Raw genomic sequence first — 17029 nt, 5'->3', positions numbered from 1 at the left:
TCAGTCGTCACCGTTGGTCTTGCGGAACGGACCCGCCTCGGTCAGCTCGCGCACGGCCTCCTGCACGTAGCTGCGCTCGTGCTTGAGATAGTCGTGGATCGCCCGGCGCAGCGCCGGATCGGCGATGTAATGGGCGGAGTAGGTGGTCTGGGGCAGGTAGCCGCGGGCGATCTTGTGCTCGCCCTGCGCACCGGCCTCGACGCGCGTCAGGCCGCGCCGGATCGCGAAGTCGATGGCCTGATAGTAGCAGATCTCGAAATGCAGGAACGGGTGATGCTCGATTGCCCCCCAGTGGCGGCCGAACAGCGTGTCGGAGCCGATGAAATTGATCGCACCGGCGATCCATTTGCCGTCACGCTTTGCCATCACCAGCAATACGTCTTTCGCCATGGTCTCGCCGATCATGGTGTAGAAGGCGCGGGTGAGATAAGGCCGTCCCCACTTGCGCGAGCCGGTCTCCATGTAGAACTCGAAGAACGCGTCCCATGCATCGGGCGTGATGTCGTCGCCGGTCAGGGCGTGAATGGTGATGCCGTTGGCGAGCGCGTCGCGGCGCTCGCGGCGGATCGCCTTGCGATGACGCGAGGCCAGGGTAGCGAGGAAGTCCTCGAACGTGCCGTAACCTTCATTGCGCCAATGGAATTGCTGGTCGGTGCGTTGCAGGAAGCCATGTTCGGCGAGGAGCGTCCATTCGTCTTCGCGAGCGAAGGTGACATGCACCGATGAGGCGTGAGTGGCATCGCACAGCGCGATCAGGCCGCCGGCCAGCGTCTCGCGGATACGTGCAGCATCCGGCCTGTTCCCCACCAGTAGGCGAGGGCCAGTCGCCGGAGTGAACGGAACGGTGGCCTGCAACTTTGGATAGTAACTTCCGCCCGCGCGCGCATAGGCATCGGCCCAGCCGTGGTCGAACACGTATTCACCCTGCGAATGATTTTTCAGATAGCCGGGCACGATGCCGACGGCTTGTCCATTCATCCTCGCCACCAGATGACGCGCAGCCCAGCCAGTGCGTGCAATGGCAGAGCCTGACTCTTCCAAAGCTGCAAAAAAGGCGTGTGTGACAAACGGGTTGTAGCTGCCATCTGAATTGGCGCACGCGTTCCACTCGTCGGCCGTGATCTGGCCGGCCGAGGAGACCGCTTCAAGGGTAATCTCGCAGGGATCCGTCAAAGGCGAGTGATCCGATTCCAGCATTCGTATCCTGTTTCAGCAGCGACCTTTGCGAATGTTAGAATCAAAGGACCACTCTCAGAAATAAGCTTCTCCTGGTGTGGATTTCACATTCGCGTTGTGAACTCGCCCGCTTGGCAGGCTGCGAATGTCAAATCCACTCCACGAGCGGCATCGTGGCGTGAGAAACCGAAACCGTTCAGGAGTATAGATCGGTTCTTGCGCGGATGACTTCAAGTATCTGGCATCAGATGCCTGGTATCGCGCTTTCGGTTTACTCCGGGATGAAACCCTCGAAAGTCATCTGGTCGGCGTAACGGGCGGTGCGAGCGCGCTGTTCCTGGGTCCGCACGGTCCATGTGATCAGCGCGCAGCCGAAGATGTTGCGCGCGATCCAGGGCGCCGGCGCCGGCAGATCATCCACCCGGTAGCTGACGAAATGCGGCCGGGTGCGGAAGGCGTGGCGCAGGCCGGTCATCTCACGGGTTTTCTCAGGCGGCAGCCGCGTCCATTCGCCCTCGGTATAGTGCCGCTCAGCCACGATGCCGCGCGGCAAGTCCGGCATCAGGTCGCGGAGTGCCATCACCTGATCGGGATCGAACGACATCGCCGCCACGGGGCCGTTGTACGAGGCCAGCACTTCCGCCATCCGCTTCACCAGCGTCCGGCTGCCGTCGAAGCGGCTCTTCACCTCGAGCACCAGCGGGACGCGTCCGGCGACGCGCGCGCAGAGATCGCCCAGGGTCATCATCCGCTCTGCGGTATGCTTGAAGCCGACCTGCTTGAGTTCCGTTGCGGTCAGCGACAGCAGTTCGCCGGTACCTTGCGTGAGGCGGCCAAGCGCATAGTCATGATGGACCATCGCCTCGTTGTCGGCGGTGGGCTGAAGATCGACCTCGATCGCGAAGTTGCCCGCGATCGCGGCGTCGACCGCCGACGGCATGTTTTCGATGATGCCGCGCGCACGGTCATGCAGCCCGCGATGAGCAATTGGCCGTGCCGTCAGCCAGCCGGGCGCGCGAGACGTCATAAGTTTGATTTCTTGAGCATGATCTTGTCCGAAAACCGGTTCCCACTTTTCGGGATCATGCTCACGCGACTTCGAAAATGCCTTCGACTTCGACAGCGGCGTCCGAGGGCAGGGCGGCCACGCCGACCGTGGTGCGCGCATGACGTCCCTTGTCACCGAATGCGGCCACCATCAGATCCGATGCGCCGTTGAGCACCTTCGGTCCCTCGAGAAAATCCGGCGTCGCGTTGACGAAGCCGCCGAGGCGCACGACGCGGGCAACCTTGTCGAGATCGCCGAGCGCCATCTTGACCTGCGCCAGAAGATTGATCGCACAGCCGCGCGCGGCGGCGGCGCCTTGCTCGGTGGTCACGCCAGCGCCGAGTTTGCCCTTGGCGATCAGCTTGCCTTCCGGGGTGTTGCAGACCTGGCCGGATACGAACAGCAGATTCCCGGTGCGCACGAAGCCGACATAGTTCGCTATGGGAGGGTTGGGTTGATGCAACACAATGCCCAACTCGTTCAACTTCTGCTCGACCGTTCCCGCCATGTCAGTCCCCGATGTTTGTCTGAATATTCGCCCGGAGTGAGGCCCAGCTTTCGTGCCGATGTGTCGGGCGCGCCATATTTCGCCCATCGTGCAGTCACATGCAAGCGCGCAAGGCTTGCGATTTTGACCGGATATTCGGGGCGATTTCGCAGGTTTGCCCCGGTTGCGGCGCAATGCTGCGGCTACTATTCTTCGATTCTCATTGCTTTAAGGAGACGCCATGCGTCGCGCGCGCCGTACTTCGGGTTGTGGATTGGTTGCCCTGTCTGCCATGTTTCTGGCGTCAGCCGCAGGCGGAGTACAAGCCGCGCCGAGTGTTGCTTTTCTCGCGCATCAGGCGGTCTACGATCTGAGCCTGAAAACATCGCGCGGCAATGCGAGCGTCAGCAACGCACGCGGCCGCATCCTGTACAATTTCGCCGGCAGCGCCTGCGAAGGCTACACCACCGAATTCCGGCAGGTGTCGCAGCTCGATACCGGCGAGAACAAGACCACGCTGAGCGATCTGCGTTCCACGAGCTGGGAAGACGGAGAAGGCAAGAGCTATCGCTTCAAGATCGAGACCCGCATGAACGATACCGATACGACCTCGGTCGACGGTATCGCTGAACGCGACGGCAAGACAATCAAGGTCAAGCTGAAGAAGCCCAAGGCAAAGACGTTCACCATCGAGGGCGCGGTGTTTCCGACGGAGCAGGTCAGGTTGATTATCGAGGCCGCGCGCGAGGGCAAGTCGCTGCTCGAACTCGTGGTCTATGACGGCTCCGACGACGGCGAGAAGGTTTACAACACGCTCACCGTCATCGGGCAGCCGATCCCCGGGACAAAGGCGCCGGTAAAGCCGGATGCCGCCAGCAACAACGAGAAGTTCAAATCCCAGACCCGGTGGCCGGTCACCGTGAGCTACTACGACCGCGCCACGAAATCGAATTCCGGTGAGCAGACGCCGGTCTATGCGATGTCGTTCGAACTCTATGAGGACGGTGTGTCGCGGGCGCTCTCGCTTGATTACAACGACTTCGTCATCGCGGGCGCGATGGACAAGATCGACATCAAGGAAACCAGGCCCTGCAAATAGGCGAGGCCGTCACTCAGCCTTCGCCGGCCCGTCATAGGCAATGCCGCGGATCACCGCGGCGTTGCCGAATTTCTTGCGGACATTGTCCATGGCGCGCTCCGCGTGAGCGGAGCGCTGGTCCAGCAGATCCTGATCGTCGGCTTCCGCGCCGGGCTTCAATGCGCTGACGCCGGCGCCGATCAGCCGGAACGCGGTGCCATCGATCTCGCGGCTGAGCATCTCGCGCACGGTGGCAAATATTCTGGTGGCGAGCTGGGTCGGAACCTGAAGCGATTGCGAGCGGGTGCGCTGTCTGAAATCCGCGGTCTTCAGCTTCAGCGTGATGGTCGAACCCGAAAGATCGCCGCTCTTGAGGCGTGATGACACTTTTTCGCACAACCGCCACAGGATTTTCTCCAGCGTCGCGAAGTCCCGCACGTCGGTTTCCAGCGTTGTCTCGTTGGAAATCGTCTTGGCGCCGCGATCGGCGACGACCTTGCGCTCATCGATGCCGCGCGCGAGCCGCCACAGCCGCCGTCCCTCGGGACCGAACTGCTTCATCAGATCGGTCTCGTCGGCGCGCTGCAAATCCTTGATGAGGCGGAAGCCGCGCTGCGAGAGCTTTTCCTGCGAAGCAGGGCCCACGCCATAGATGAAGCCAACGGGCCTGTCGGCGAGCATCGCGCGTGCTTCTTCCTGGTCCAGCGCCGCGAAGCCGCGCGGCTTGTCGAGGTCGGACGCGATCTTGGCCAGAAACTTGTTTACCGACAGGCCGACCGAGACGGTGATGCCGATGTCGCGCTCCACTTGCGCGGCAAACCGCGCAAGCACCTTGGCGGGGATCATGCCATGCACGAGTTCCGTGCCGCTGAGGTCGAGGAAGGCCTCGTCGATGGAGAGCGGTTCGACAAGCGGTGTCAGCGCCATCATCGCATGGCGAACCTCGCGGCCGACGCGGACATACTTCGCCATGTCGGGACGCACGACCACGGCCGAGGGGCAGAGGTCAAGCGCCTTGAACATCGGCATCGCCGAACGCACGCCATAGGTGCGTGCGATGTAGCAGGCGGCGGACACCACGCCGCGCTTGCCGCCGCCGATGATGACCGGCTTGTCGGCGATGTCCGGATTGTCGCGCTTCTCGACGGTTGCATAGAACGCATCGCAATCGATATGCGCGAGCGTCAGCGCCTTGAGGGCACGATGCCGGACCACGCGAGGCGAGCCGCATTCCGCGCAACGCATCGCCTTTGCCGCTGTGTCCGACAGACAGTCGCGGCAGAATCCAGGCGAATCGGCTGGCGGACGGTCGCTCACTGCATCATTCCCAGCGTGGTTCCAGCACCTCGCGCGCATTGGCGACGGCCTGTGGCGTCAGTTGCGAGGCATCGGCGAAAGCTTTCACGGTTGCGTCATCGCGCACGATGAAATCGAGCACACCCGCGAGGAATTTCGGGTCGGCGGCGGCGGTCCGGAGGGTTTGCGGGCCGATACCGCTCTCGGTCAGGAATAACCCTAGACGTTCCGGATCGGACGCCAGGAAGGAAAGCGCCTGAATGGCAACAAATTCAGCAACTTCCTGAGGGTTTTTGGGGGGCTTTGTCATTGATCGCGTTTGCCTTTCCGTAACTTATCGTCTCTATTTTGTACCGATATTGCCCGAGTCACGGCGGCGTGGCGAATTCAATGGTTTCAGCACGAGCGGGCATTTTGCGGGAATTGGAGGGCCAGGATGGCCAAAACCGTCCTGATCGTGGAAGACAACGAGCTCAATATGAAGCTCTTTCGCGATCTGCTTGAGGCCCATGGGTATCAGACAGTCGGCACGCGCAACGGGGTTGAAGCACTCGATCTCGCCCGCACATACCGGCCCGATCTTATCCTCATGGACATTCAGCTACCCGAGGTTTCCGGACTCGACGTGACACGCTGGATCAAGGCGGATGTCGAATTGCGTGCGATCCCCGTGGTCGCGGTGACGGCTTTTGCCATGAAAGGCGATGAAGAACGCATCCGTGAAGGCGGATGCGAAGCGTATTTGTCCAAGCCGATATCGGTTGGGAAGTTTATTGAGACGGTTCGACGGTTTGTCGGCTAGGAAAGTTTGGAGAATTCGATGTCCGCGCGCGTTCTGGTCGTTGACGACGTTCTCGCCAACGTAAAGCTGCTCGAGGCGCGCCTGTCGGCGGAATACTTCGACGTGGTGACGGCGAATTGCGGGACACAGGCGCTTGAGATCTGCGAGCGCGCGGAATGCGACATCGTGCTGCTCGATGTCATGATGCCCGACATCGACGGTTTCGAAGTCTGCCGCCGCCTGAAGTCGAATCCGAAGACCCATTTCATTCCGGTCATCATGGTGACGGCGCTGGACAGTCCGTCCGATCGCGTTCGCGGGCTCGATGCCGGCGCCGACGACTTCCTCACCAAGCCGGTATCCGATGTCGTGATGATCGCGCGGGTGCGGTCGCTGACGCGGCTGAAGATGATGACCGACGAGTTGCGCATGCGCGCGATCACGTCGCTCGAGATTGGCGTCAATGCGCCGGAGCGCGAAGCGGTCGCCGATACGGGCAAGGGCGGGCGCATTCTGCTGGTGGATGACCGGCCATCGTCCTACGAGCGGCTGGCTCCGGTGCTGGCCACCGAGCACAGTGTCGATGTCGAGCCGAATCCGGCCGAGGCGGTGTTTCACGCCGCCGACGGCAACTACGATCTGCTGATCGTGTCGCTTGGGCTTGAAAACTTCGATGGCTTGCGGCTTTGCAGTCAGGCGCGTTCGCTGGAGCGGACGCGCAGCGTGCCCATTCTCGCCATTGCGGATGCCGACAACAACGCGCGGCTGCTGCGCGGGCTGGAGATCGGCGTCAACGACTACCTGCTGCGTCCGGTGGACAAGAACGAACTGCTGGCGCGGGCGCGCACGCAGATCCGCAAGCGCCGCTACACCGATCACCTGCGCGACAACGTGCAGAACTCCATCGAAATGGCGATTACCGATCCGCTGACCGGGCTGCATAACCGCCGTTACATGGAAAGCCATCTCTCCACCCTGGCGGAGCAGGCGGCCACGCGGGCCAAGCCATTGGCGCTGATGATGCTCGATATCGACTACTTCAAGTCGATCAACGACAACTACGGCCATGATGCCGGCGACGATGTGCTGCGCGAATTCGCGGTGCGTATCCGCAAGTCGATTCGCGGGATCGATCTGGCCTGCCGCTACGGCGGCGAGGAATTCGTCATCGTGATGCCGGAAACCGACCTGCATGTGGCTGGGATGGTCGCCGAGCGCCTTCGCCGGTCCATCGCGGGCGAACCGTTCTCCATCGAGAAAGGTGCCAGGCGCATCGAGGTGACCATTTCCATCGGCATCTCGACCCTGGAAACCAAGGGCGAGGCGATCGGCACCGTTCTCAAGCGCGCCGACCAGGCGCTGTATCGCGCCAAGCACGATGGCCGGAACAGGGTCGTGGCCGCCGCGGCCTGATCAAGGATCGCGGGCCGGGGCTTACTGGCTTTCGAAATGAAGCTTCCTGTATAATCATTTTTAAATTATGCTTCTCTGTCATGAATATTGGTGACATTGAAGCCTTCGTCGCGGTCGCGGAAACCGGCTCTGTGAATCGCGCGGCCATCCGCCTTCACATCACGCAACCGGCAGCCACGCGGCGCATTCAGAACTTCGAGGATGCCATGGGGGCCGGCTCGCTGCTGAACCGGTCCGTGAAGCCGGCTGTGCTCACATCTCTGGGGCAGCATGTTCTCGAGAAATCGCGGCGGGTTCTGGCGGCTCTGGCGGAACTGGAAGCGTGCGCACAGAAAGAGGCCAATCCGTCCGGTGATCTCAGGCTTGGGGTCGCCCACGGTCTTGGCGAAATCGTGCTGACGTCGCCGCTGGATATGCTGCGGCGCGCATTTCCCCGGATCAAATTGCAGGTCAGCTCAAACTGGAGCAAAAATCTGATCGAGGAGGTGCGCAGCGGTCAGATTGATTGCGCCGTCGGTCTTCTGACGGAAGAACACACTGTTCCAGCAGGCCTTGTGCGTCTTTCACTGGGGGCCGAGGATGTCGTCGTTGTTGGCCCTTCCGGGATGGCGGCGGGGCGCGGCGGAAAGCCCTGGCGGTTGCGTGAACTTGCGGACAAGGGCTGGTTCCTGAATCCGCGCGGATGTGGATGCAGGGCCGCGCTTGTCCGGAATCTTGAGCAGATGCAGCTCCCCATCAACATTGCTGCCGAGGTTTTCGGTGAAGATCTCCAGCTTTCGCTGCTCACCCACAGCGGCGGTTTGAGTCTCGTTCCCCGGCGTCAGTTCGAGCACAGCCCGCACCGGGGCAATCTGGCGATTCTTGAAGTGTCGGACTTTGTGTTGCCGGCAACGGTGGCTCTGGTGCGGAGCGCATCCCCGGGGCGTTTCGAGGTCGCCATGGATCTCTTGGTCGATCGGCTGAAAGCGAAGCTCAAGGCTAATTTATAAGACGCATAAATATGATCTAAATCATGCATTTGATTTATTTAATGACGGCATGCAGTCTTGGCCATTGTCGCGGTTCGTGGATTGGTCAGCACTTCGCGCGCTCCGATCGCAGAGCCGGACTCCACACCAGCTTTGAGGTTGCTTTCGATGATTGTCACGGTTTTCCGCACACGGCTTAATCCCGGCGTCCAGGACGAATATGGACCGGTGGCCGCGCATATGAGCGAGCTCGCGCAGACCATGCCCGGTTACATTTCGCACAAGGGCTTTGTCGCCGAGGACGGGGAGCGGGTGACGGTCGTCGAGTTCGAATCGGAGGAAGCACTTGAAGGGTGGCGCTTTCACCCGGAGCACGTGAAGGCGAAGCGCAGCGGCATCCAGAGCTTCTACAGCGAGTACAAGTTTCAAATATGCAGCGTTATCCGCGGGCGTTCCTGGAGCGCCAAGTCCTGATCGGGCTGGCGCGCTGAACCGGCGTCGGCTCGGGAACAGTCACGCCAAAACGCAAACCGGGGCCGAAAGGCCCCGGTTTCGTTCAATAAGTAATTGAAATAATTACTTGATCTTGGCTTCGCGAAACTCGACGTGCTTCTTTGCGACCGGATCGTACTTCTTCTTCACGAGCTTGTCGGTCATCGTGCGCGAGTTCTTCTTGGCGACGTAATAGAAGCCGGTATCCGCGCTGGAAACGAGCTTGACCTTGATGGTGACCGCTTTGGCCATGTTCAGAACCTCGAATGTCAGGAATCACGAGCAGACCCGACAAATCGAGCTGCATTTGGGTCGCAACCTAGCTTCGAGCGCCCCAAAGTCAAGGTTTTAGGCCGTATTATTCCGCAAAGCGGATACCCCTGATTTCGCCCGCGAAGGCCCCGGTTTGATGGGCCTGAGAGGCTATTCAGCCGCGTTCACAGCCCCGGCAGGCTCGAAAAACCGGTTCTTGGGCCGCGGCAGGCCGGGATTTTCGCGCAGCGTGTGGCCTCCGTCGTCCTTGCGGAAGATGCCGTGCCGCTGCAATCCCGGAACCACCTTGTCCGCGAGATCGTCCAGCCCCTGCGGCAGGAGCGGGAACATGATGTTGAAGCTGTCGGGTCGAGCGCGGGGGCTTCTCTGCGGATCACGTTATCCGCCCCTGAAGTCCTTCGGCGAGAAGCGGAGGTCGAGCATGCGCCACTGGTCATAGCGATCCGGTGGAAGCATGGCGTAGGGCTGACACTTGTCCAGCGCATCCATCGCGCTGCGCATCAGGGCCGGGCCTTTTTCAGACGCGCTGGCTTCGATCAGCAGCGGCTCCGCTGCGAGCCTGCCGTCGCGCTGAAATGCGACGCGCAAAATGATCGAGACGCTGTCGGCCGGGGATACCGATCGCGGCAGGACTGAGCATGATTTCAAATGCGCTCGCAGCGCGGCGGCGTCCTCGCTGGAAATGTTTGCCTTTGCTGTCGCCTTGGCGTCGAAGTCGCCAGCCGCGCCGGCGTCCGGCAAGGTGAACATCATGCCGAACTTGCTGGTGATGTCGGGCGCGGCGGTGGGGACTTCCTGCTGCTGTTGTGCCGGAGGCGGCGTTTGCGGCTGTGCCTGCTGTTGCGACTGAGGCTGCTCGGCGGGTTTGGACGGCTCGGCAGGCTGCTGCTGGAGCGCGGCCTGCCGCGAATCCTGCTTCGGCTTTGACGGCGGAGCAGGGGCAGGTTTTGCTGGCTGTTCCGGCGCTGCCTGTTGCGGCGATTGCTGTGCAGCCTGTTTTTCCGCAGCGGTCTGCCGGGATTTATCGGAGTCCTGGGATTTGTCCGAAAGCGTCGGGAAATCGTATTCAGGTTCCTTGGGAAGCGGCGGAGCTTCTTCCGGCGTGACGATATCGATGGTGATAGCTTCCGCGGTTGTCGGCTCGAACGGACGCACGCCCGCCAGCAAAAGCCAGGCTGTCAGGGCCGCAACATGTGCGGCGACCGATATGGCGGCGCCGGTACGCATACAACCGTGGTTCGCTCATTCATGGGCGTTCGGCCGCCCCGGCGGGAATATAGCGATTAACGCGGCGATTGGGATGACAATATTACGGTGCGATCACAACGGGACGATGCGCCCTAGATGACGTCCCGCTGCATCTTGCCGCTATAGAAGTGGAAAAACGGCACCTCGGCGGCGTGCGAGAGCGGTCCCAGCGCGAGGCGCTTGTCCAGTTCGCGCAGCACCATCTTCGTCATCTGATGAAGATCCGCGAGAGACAATGAACCGAGTTCGACCCAAACCAGTTCGACCAGTTCGGCATCGGCATGGACGACGCCTTCAACCCGGTGCGCGATGGACGATGCATCGGCGGTGAAAAACCGCGTATCGAACCGGCGGACGCGGCCGGGCGGGGTGATAGCGCGGGCAATCAGGAACAGTCCGGACGGATCGGGCAGCAAGCCGGCCTCGGCGAACGGTTTCCACTCGCCGGTCAGCTTTGCTCCTGCGCCGTTCATGCGCGCAACTTTCCGCCCGAGGCAAAGGCCGGTTTCCTCGCAGGCCTCGCGGATGGCCGCAACCGCCAGCGCACGGGCGCGGGCCGGCGCGATCTTCGGACTGCCGCCGATGAGTTTCTTCTCAAGCCCCTTGGGGATTTCCGCTGCCACCGGAATCTTGTTGTCGGTGGCGTCGACCCGGCCGCCGGGAAACACGAATTTCCCCGGCATGAAGATGACCTTGTCATGCCGCTTGCCGACCAGGACCTTGGGCACGCTTCCGCTGCGATCGACGAGGATCAGCGTCGCGGCATCTTTCGGGCGGCGGTAAGGATGACTGTCGTCTTCCTTTTCTTCTTTCTCGGGAGCGCTCATTTCACCACGGCTAGCTTTGCAATCGTACCTTCCCTCGTGATCCGGTTCTGACATTCGTATTACGTTTACGCGAGCGCTTCTACGAATATCAGAATCACAGGATCACGAGCATATGGTTTTCCTGGTGTCCTTTCGTATCCGGCGTTCGCTCAGGAGTTGCTGCAAGGCGAGGCGAACGCAGGATACGGGACACTAGACGTCAGCGGGGCGGCTCTCATCGAAGCCGTGCATCCGGAACGCCCACTGCAATCCGACCACGGCGCCCTTGACCGGTTGCAGCAGCAACAGCGATGCGATCAGCGTGAACGGCAGATAGAACGCCAGTTGCAGCGGCATGGACGGCGCGTAGTTGGTCTCGATCCAGAGCACGATCGGCACGACGATATGGCCGACGACAACGATCACGAGGTAGGCGGGCAGATCGTCGGCGCGATGATGGCTCAGATTTTCTCCGCAGGCGGAGCAGTTGTCGGCGACCTTCAGGAACGCACGGAAGATTTTGCCTTCGCCGCAGTTCGGGCAGCGGCACCGCAAGCCGCGCGCCATGGCCTGCCAGACATCGCGCTTCGGCAGCGGCTGGGAGGCTGGCGTCCACGTCGCGGCGGGCATTGTGCTTTCCATGATGGCTCCTTCGAAGGGATATCAACCCTTCTTCTTCGATTTGCGCGCCTTGCGGGAAGGCTTGCGCGATTTCTTCCTGTCCTTGGTATCGCGTCCTGGCCGTGCCTTGCCGCCGGCATTGGGCGGTCTGGCGCGGTTGTCGCGAATGCGGCCTCCACGGGGAGCGGTTCGTCCTTCGGACAACAGTTCGAACCGCAGCGCGCCGGCCACAGGTGCAGCTTCTACCAGACGAACCTGCACCACGTCACCCAATCGATGCATGGCACCGCTGCGCGATCCGATCAGGGCATGGCGGGTTTCGTCGTAGTTGTAATACTCGCTGCCCAGGGTGCGCACGGGAATGAGGCCGTCCGCGCCCGTATCGGCCAGTTTCACGAACAATCCCGCGCGGGTGACGCCCGAGATTCGTCCCTCGAATGTTGCGCCGATGCGATCGGCGAGGAAATGCGCGATCAGCCGGTCGGCGGTTTCGCGTTCCGCCTTCATCGCGCGGCGTTCGGTGAGCGAAATCGCCGCAGCCACCTCGCTGAGCGTTTCAAACGTCTCGGTTTCGGGGAGGGCGCCTTCGCCAAGCCCGAGCGCGCGGATCAGCGCGCGGTGGACGATAAGATCGGCGTATCGGCGTATCGGCGATGTGAAATGAGCGTAACGCCGCAGATTGAGGCCGAAGTGGCCGTAATTGTCCGCTGAATATTCTGCCTGGGCCTGCGAGCGCAGGACCACTTCGTTCACCAGCGGTTCCGCGTCGCGCCCCTTCACCTGCGCAAGGATGCGGTTGAAGACTGCGGGACGCAGCGCGCCCGTGGCGGAAAACGGCATTTCCAGCGTCTTGAGGAATTCGCGGAGGTTATGGACCTTCTCGATTGTCGGCTCGTCATGTACGCGATAGATCAGTGGCAGTGTTTTCTTTTCAAGCGTTTCCGCCGCTGCGACGTTGGCGAGGATCATGAACTCCTCGATCAGCCGGTGCGCATCGAGCCGTTCCGGTGTCGCCACGCGGTCGACCGTGCCGTCGGCTTTCAAAAGGATCTTGCGCTCGGGAAGGTCGAGGTCGAGCGGGTCGCGCTCGTCGCGCGCGCGCTTCACCAATGCGTAGGCATCCCAGAGCGGTTTCAGGATCGGATCGAGCAGGGGCCCCGTCGTGTCGTCGGGACGTCCGTCGATGGCGGCCTGCGCCTGCGCGTAGTTCAGTTTTGCCGCCGAGCGCATCAGCACGCGATGAAACGTATGCGAGCGCTTGCGGCCATCCTTGTCGATCACCATGCGCACGGCGAGCGCGCCGCGCGGCTCGCTCGGCTTCAAGGAGCACAGATCGTTGGAGATGCGCTCCGGCAGCATCGGCACGACGCGGTCAGGGAAGTAAACCGAGTTGCCGCGCTTGAGCGCCTCACGGTCGAGCGGCGATTGCGGCCGGACATAGAACGCGACATCCGCGATGGCGACATTGACGATGTAGCCGCCCTTGTTGTTCGGATCGGCGTCCGGGGCGGCATGGACTGCGTCGTCGTGGTCCTTGGCATCCGGCGGATCGATGGTGACGAGCGGAACATCGCGCCAGTCCTCGCGGCCGGCGAGCGTCGCAGGTTTCGCGGCTTCGGATTCGCGGACGACACCGGCGGGAAATTCCTGCGGGATTTCGTGCGCGTGGATCGCGATCAGACTCACGGCTTTTTCGGTCTTCAGCGAGCCGAGCCGTTCCTTCACCCGGCCGGACGGCAGTCCGTAGCCGCGCGAGCGCATCAGTTCGACGCTGACGAGGTCGCCATCCTGCGCCCCGCCGGAGTCCTTGGCCGCGATCGCGAGATCGCGTCCCGCCTGTTTCTTGTCGACCGGGATCATCCGGCCGTCGCCATTCGGCATCTCGCGGTAGATTCCGAGGACGCGGTGCTGGGTCTTGTCGAGCAGTTTGATGACGCGGCCGCGATAAGCCTTCTCGTGCTTGTTGTCCGGCTTCTCGATGCGGAGCAGTGCGCGGTCGCCGACGCCCGCAGCGGTGCCGGGCGCGGCCTTGCGCGGGACATGAATGCGGATGATGGGGGCGGGGCCGTCGGTTTCCTCCAGCCACTCGGCGGGAGAAGCGATCAACTCGCCGTCGTTGTCGCGGCCGGTGATGTCGGCAACGATGGTCGGCGGCAGTGATTTCGGCTCTGCGACCTTCTTGCCGCGCTTCGCGATCACGCCTTCGTCGGCAAGTTCGCGCAGGATACGCCGTAACGCCGCACGGGATTCGTTCTTCAATCCGAAATGCCGCGCCAGTTCGCGTGTGCCGGCTTCACCGGGCTGCGCCTTGACGAACGCGACAATGCTCTCTCTGTCGGGAAAGGCAGTCGTCGCGTCGCGTTTCTTTTTCATTATCCGCGTGCTTTACCGGCGCTTTTCTTTTCAGCGACCTTCGTGGCCTTGGCTGCGGCGACCTTCGATGCCTTGGCCTCGGCTGCCTCTTTCAGAGACACGGGCTTCGCTGCATCCTTCTTTGGCGCAGCCTTTTTCGCAGCGGTCTTTTTCTTGGCCGCAGGCTTCTTCGCAGGCGCCCCGGATGCGGCGGCGCCATTCGCGGCGGCTGCCTTCGCAGGTTTCTTCGTAGCTTTCTTCGTAGTTTTCTTGGCGGCGCGCTTCGGCTTGCCGCCGGTCTTTGCCGCACGCTCCTCGATCAGCGCGATAGCTTCCTCGACCGTCAGCTTCTCCGGCTCGATGCTGTCGGGGATGGTCGCGTTGATGCCGTCGATGGTGACGTAGGCGCCGTAGCGGCCTTTCTTGAGCATGATCTTGCCGCCGCGCGCGGGGTAGTCGCCGACCTCCTTGCCGGGATCAGCGCCGAAGCGGCGGCCTGGGCCCTTGGCGATCTTCTCGGCGATCAGCGTCACCGCGCGGTTGAGGCCGATGGTGTAGACCTCGTCGCCAGCTTCGAGGCTTGCGTAGGTCTTGCCGTGGCGCACGAACGGACCGAAGCGTCCGATGCCAGCCGTGATGATTTCGCCGTCTTCCGGATGCGGTCCGATATCGCGCGGCAGCGACAGCAGCTTCAGCGCAAGTTCGAGTTCGACGTCGGCGGGCGACATGTTCTTCGGAATGCCCGCACGCTTCGGCTTCTCGTCCTCGCCGTAATCCTTAGGCTCGCCGAGCTGGATGTAGGGGCCGAAACGTCCCGCCTTGACCGCGACTTCGAGGCCCGACACCGGGTCCTTGCCGAGCGGGCGATCGCTCGATCCGCTCGATGCGGCCAGCGGCCGGGTGTAACGGCATTCGGGATAGTTCGAGCAGCCGACGAAGGCGCCGAACTTGCCGGCCTTGAGATTGAGCTTGCCGGTGCCGCAGCTCGGACACTGGCGCGGATCGCCGCCGTCGGTGCGCGGCTCGTAGATATGTTCGCCGAGCATCGCGTCGAGTACGTCGAGCACTTCGGTGACGCGCACGTCCTTGATCTCATTGACCGCGCCGATGAAGTCCTTCCAGAAATCCGTCAGCACCTGCTTCCAGGAAATCTCGTTGTTCGAGATCAGGTCGAGTTTTTCTTCCAGGTCGGCGGTGAAGTCGAATTCCACGTAGCGCGCGAAATAGTTCTCAAGGAACGCCACCACGACGCGGCCCTTGTCCTCGCCGTGCAGACGCTTCTTCTCGAGTTTCACATAGCCGCGGTCTTTCAGGACCTGAATGATCGACGCATAGGTGGAAGGCCGGCCGATGCCGAGTTCTTCCATGCGCTTTACCAGCGAGGCTTCCGAGAAGCGCGGCGGCGGCTCGGTGAAGTGCTGGGCGACGTTGAGGCTTTCGCGCTTGAGCGCTTCGCCCTCGTTGATGACGGGCAGGCGCTTTGAGTCCTCGTCCTCCGGATCGTCGTCGCGGCCTTCCTGATACACCGCAAGGAAGCCGTCGAACTTGACGACCTGACCGGTGGCGCGCAACTCGAGCACGCGCGCGCCCACCTTTCCGGTGATGTCCACCGTGGTGCGTTCCATCTCGGCGGATTCCATCTGGCTTGCGACAGTACGCATCCAGATCAGCTCATAGAGCCGGGCTTGATCGTTATCGAGCCTGGATTTCAGCGATGCCGGGCGGCGCGACAGATCGGTCGGGCGGATGGCTTCGTGGGCTTCCTGCGCGTTCTTCGCTTTTGAGGTGTACTGGCGCGGCGAGTCCGGCACATAGGCCTTGCCGTAGTCCTCGCCGATCACCTTGCGGGCCTGCGTGATGGCGGACGGATCAATCTGCACGCCGTCGGTACGCATATAAGTAATGAGACCCGTGGTCTCGCCGCCGATATCGATACCCTCATAAAGGCGCTGCGCGATCCGCATGGTGTGCGCCGGGGCGAAGCCAAGCTTGCGGCTGGCTTCCTGCTGCAATGTCGATGTCGTGAACGGAGACTGCGGGTTGCGGCGCGCCGGCTTGGCTTCGACCGTGGTGACGGAGAAGTTCGCGGCTTCAAGCGCTTTCTTGAAGTCCTCGGCTTCCGCGCCGCTGCCGATGTCGAGGCGTTGAATCTTCTTGCCGTCGGCGCCGACGAGACGCGCCTCGAAGGATTCGCCGCGCGGGGTCGCCAATGTCGCAAGCAGCGACCAGTATTCGCGCGGGACGAATTTCTCGATTTCAAGTTCCCGGTCGCAGACCAGTCGCAGCGCGACGGACTGCACGCGGCCGGCGGAACGCGCGCCGGGCAGCTTGCGCCACAGAACAGGGGAGAGGGTGAAGCCGACCAGATAGTCCAGCGCGCGGCGCGCCAGATAGGCATCGACCAGCGCGCCATCGATCTGGCGCGGATTCTTCATGGCGTCCGTGACGGCCTGTTTGGTGATCGCGTTGAAGACGACACGCTCGATCTTCTGGTCCTTGAGCGCGCGCTTCTGCTTCATGATCTCCAGGACGTGCCAGGAGATCGCTTCGCCTTCGCGATCAGGGTCGGTTGCGAGGATCAGCTTGTCGGCACCCTTGAGCGCCTTGGCGATGTCGTTGAGACGGCCAGCGGCCTTGGGATCGGTTTCCCAGATCATCTGGAAATCGGCCTCCGGATCGACCGATCCATTCTTGGCCGGAAGGTCGCGGACGTGACCATACGAGGCCAAAACCTCGTAGGAGGAGCCCAAATACTTGTTGATCGTCTTGGCCTTGGCAGGCGACTCGACAATGACGAGATTCATTTGATTCCAATAACTTACTGGGGATACGCGGGCCGGAATCGCAAGATTCCATCAGGCTGGCTTGGCCGATACATGGGTAAAAGGGGGTCCGCTGTCAAATGGGGATCCGGTGATGAGGCCGGAACCGGAGCTGTAATTCCCGCAAAAGTTGTAGGATATGGGTACTTGTGATTGCACATCCTGTGC

General features: G+C 62.0%; 16 protein-coding genes and 1 pseudogene. 5 read left to right on the top strand and 12 right to left on the bottom strand.

Going from position 1 to position 17029, the window contains the following annotated elements:
• The 3 genes from AC1Q6J_RS04950 to AC1Q6J_RS04940 form a co-directional block, all read right to left on the bottom strand.
• Window positions 1–1173 (bottom strand): GNAT family N-acetyltransferase, encoded by a 1173-nt coding sequence (locus AC1Q6J_RS04950; RefSeq protein ID WP_492278604.1) that lies wholly within the window; start codon window positions 1171–1173, stop codon window positions 1–3.
• 274 nt (window positions 1174–1447) lie between these two features.
• Complete coding sequence (locus tag AC1Q6J_RS04945) at window positions 1448–2203, bottom strand: glycerophosphodiester phosphodiesterase (protein ID WP_492278230.1); 756 nt, start codon at window positions 2201–2203, stop codon at window positions 1448–1450.
• 61 nt (window positions 2204–2264) lie between these two features.
• Complete coding sequence (locus tag AC1Q6J_RS04940) at window positions 2265–2732, bottom strand: RidA family protein (protein WP_492278229.1); 468 nt, start codon at window positions 2730–2732, stop codon at window positions 2265–2267.
• A 220-nt stretch (window positions 2733–2952) separates the two neighbouring features.
• Here AC1Q6J_RS04940 and AC1Q6J_RS04935 point away from each other — a divergent pair, with 220 nt between their 5' ends.
• Complete coding sequence (locus tag AC1Q6J_RS04935; RefSeq protein ID WP_492278228.1) at window positions 2953–3810, top strand: cell envelope integrity EipB family protein; 858 nt, start codon at window positions 2953–2955, stop codon at window positions 3808–3810.
• A 9-nt stretch (window positions 3811–3819) separates the two neighbouring features.
• Here the strand turns inward: AC1Q6J_RS04935 and AC1Q6J_RS04930 are convergent, their stop codons facing one another.
• Together AC1Q6J_RS04930 and AC1Q6J_RS04925 are read right to left on the bottom strand one after the other, a co-directional pair.
• Entirely contained in the window at window positions 3820–5145 is a 1326-nt protein-coding gene (locus tag AC1Q6J_RS04930; protein ID WP_492278227.1) for a DNA polymerase IV, read from the bottom strand.
• Complete coding sequence (locus AC1Q6J_RS04925) at window positions 5111–5395, bottom strand: DUF3572 domain-containing protein (RefSeq protein ID WP_492278226.1); 285 nt, start codon at window positions 5393–5395, stop codon at window positions 5111–5113. Before AC1Q6J_RS04925 ends, AC1Q6J_RS04930 begins: the two co-directional genes overlap by 35 nt.
• A gap of 126 nt (window positions 5396–5521) precedes the next feature.
• On the opposite strand from AC1Q6J_RS04925, the gene AC1Q6J_RS04920 reads away from it, so the two are divergent.
• From AC1Q6J_RS04920 to AC1Q6J_RS04905, 4 genes are all read left to right on the top strand, one after another.
• Window positions 5522–5887, top strand: coding sequence for a response regulator (locus AC1Q6J_RS04920; RefSeq protein WP_492278225.1), 366 nt, complete (start codon window positions 5522–5524; stop codon window positions 5885–5887).
• A gap of 18 nt (window positions 5888–5905) precedes the next feature.
• Window positions 5906–7279 (top strand): PleD family two-component system response regulator, encoded by a 1374-nt coding sequence (locus tag AC1Q6J_RS04915; RefSeq protein ID WP_492278224.1) that lies wholly within the window; start codon window positions 5906–5908, stop codon window positions 7277–7279.
• Window positions 7280–7359: 80 nt separating this feature from the next.
• Window positions 7360–8268 carry a LysR family transcriptional regulator gene (locus tag AC1Q6J_RS04910; protein WP_492278223.1) on the top strand — a complete coding sequence of 303 codons (909 nt, stop codon included), beginning with the start codon at window positions 7360–7362 and terminating at the stop codon, window positions 8266–8268.
• A gap of 57 nt (window positions 8269–8325) precedes the next feature.
• The gene (locus AC1Q6J_RS04905) at window positions 8326–8721 is read left to right on the top strand and encodes an antibiotic biosynthesis monooxygenase family protein (protein WP_492278222.1); all 396 of its coding nucleotides are present in this window, start codon (window positions 8326–8328) and stop codon (window positions 8719–8721) included.
• 102 nt (window positions 8722–8823) lie between these two features.
• Here AC1Q6J_RS04905 and rpmG read toward each other — a convergent pair whose 3' ends face one another.
• The 7 genes and pseudogenes from rpmG to topA all read right to left on the bottom strand — a co-directional run bounded on the left by rpmG (window position 8824) and on the right by topA (window position 16843).
• Window positions 8824–8991: a 50S ribosomal protein L33 gene (gene rpmG / locus AC1Q6J_RS04900; RefSeq protein ID WP_002712167.1), complete on the bottom strand. Its 168-nt coding sequence runs from the start codon at window positions 8989–8991 to the stop codon at window positions 8824–8826.
• Window positions 8992–9162: 171 nt separating this feature from the next.
• A pseudogene (locus tag AC1Q6J_RS04895) lies at window positions 9163–9357 on the bottom strand (LLM class flavin-dependent oxidoreductase); the annotation flags it as partial.
• 33 nt (window positions 9358–9390) lie between these two features.
• Entirely contained in the window at window positions 9391–10239 is an 849-nt protein-coding gene (locus AC1Q6J_RS04890) for a cell envelope biogenesis protein TolA (RefSeq protein ID WP_492278221.1), read from the bottom strand.
• A 113-nt stretch (window positions 10240–10352) separates the two neighbouring features.
• A complete protein-coding gene (locus tag AC1Q6J_RS04885; RefSeq protein ID WP_492278220.1) occupies window positions 10353–11087 on the bottom strand; it encodes an NUDIX hydrolase in 735 nt (244 codons plus the stop codon).
• A 192-nt stretch (window positions 11088–11279) separates the two neighbouring features.
• Window positions 11280–11708, bottom strand: a complete 429-nt coding sequence (locus AC1Q6J_RS04880; RefSeq protein ID WP_492278219.1) for a DUF983 domain-containing protein — start codon at window positions 11706–11708, stop codon at window positions 11280–11282.
• A 21-nt stretch (window positions 11709–11729) separates the two neighbouring features.
• Window positions 11730–14060, bottom strand: coding sequence for a ribonuclease R (rnr, locus tag AC1Q6J_RS04875; RefSeq protein WP_492278218.1), 2331 nt, complete (start codon window positions 14058–14060; stop codon window positions 11730–11732).
• On the bottom strand, window positions 14060–16843 hold the full coding sequence (gene topA / locus AC1Q6J_RS04870) for a type I DNA topoisomerase (RefSeq protein ID WP_492278217.1): 2784 nt from the start codon (window positions 16841–16843) through the stop codon (window positions 14060–14062). The genes rnr and topA overlap by 1 nt, the downstream gene beginning before the upstream one ends.
• Between the last annotated feature and the right edge of the window lie 186 nt (window positions 16844–17029).

Source organism: Afipia sp. MLSD5-FHT05B12, from assembly GCF_058793355.1.
This window is presented reverse-complemented; position numbering and strand designations above follow the sequence as displayed.

Bases quoted from the DNA above. Each gene is read 5' to 3' on its own strand.
- AC1Q6J_RS04935 (WP_492278228.1), top strand. From the start codon at position 2,953: ATGCGTCGCGCGCGCCGTACTTCGGGTTGTGGATTGGTTGCCCTGTCT.
- AC1Q6J_RS04930 (WP_492278227.1), bottom strand. From the start codon at position 5,145: ATGCGCGCGAGGTGCTGGAACCACGCTGGGAATGATGCAGTGAGCGAC.
- AC1Q6J_RS04940 (WP_492278229.1), bottom strand. From the start codon at position 2,732: ATGGCGGGAACGGTCGAGCAGAAGTTGAACGAGTTGGGCATTGTGTTG.
- AC1Q6J_RS04920 (WP_492278225.1), top strand. From the start codon at position 5,522: ATGGCCAAAACCGTCCTGATCGTGGAAGACAACGAGCTCAATATGAAG.
- rpmG (WP_002712167.1), bottom strand. From the start codon at position 8,991: ATGGCCAAAGCGGTCACCATCAAGGTCAAGCTCGTTTCCAGCGCGGAT.
- AC1Q6J_RS04915 (WP_492278224.1), top strand. From the start codon at position 5,906: ATGTCCGCGCGCGTTCTGGTCGTTGACGACGTTCTCGCCAACGTAAAG.
- AC1Q6J_RS04885 (WP_492278220.1), bottom strand. From the start codon at position 11,087: ATGAGCGCTCCCGAGAAAGAAGAAAAGGAAGACGACAGTCATCCTTAC.
- AC1Q6J_RS04945 (WP_492278230.1), bottom strand. From the start codon at position 2,203: ATGACGTCTCGCGCGCCCGGCTGGCTGACGGCACGGCCAATTGCTCAT.
- AC1Q6J_RS04880 (WP_492278219.1), bottom strand. From the start codon at position 11,708: ATGGAAAGCACAATGCCCGCCGCGACGTGGACGCCAGCCTCCCAGCCG.
- rnr (WP_492278218.1), bottom strand. From the start codon at position 14,060: ATGAAAAAGAAACGCGACGCGACGACTGCCTTTCCCGACAGAGAGAGC.
- AC1Q6J_RS04910 (WP_492278223.1), top strand. From the start codon at position 7,360: ATGAATATTGGTGACATTGAAGCCTTCGTCGCGGTCGCGGAAACCGGC.
- AC1Q6J_RS04890 (WP_492278221.1), bottom strand. From the start codon at position 10,239: ATGCGTACCGGCGCCGCCATATCGGTCGCCGCACATGTTGCGGCCCTG.
- AC1Q6J_RS04925 (WP_492278226.1), bottom strand. From the start codon at position 5,395: ATGACAAAGCCCCCCAAAAACCCTCAGGAAGTTGCTGAATTTGTTGCC.
- topA (WP_492278217.1), bottom strand. From the start codon at position 16,843: ATGAATCTCGTCATTGTCGAGTCGCCTGCCAAGGCCAAGACGATCAAC.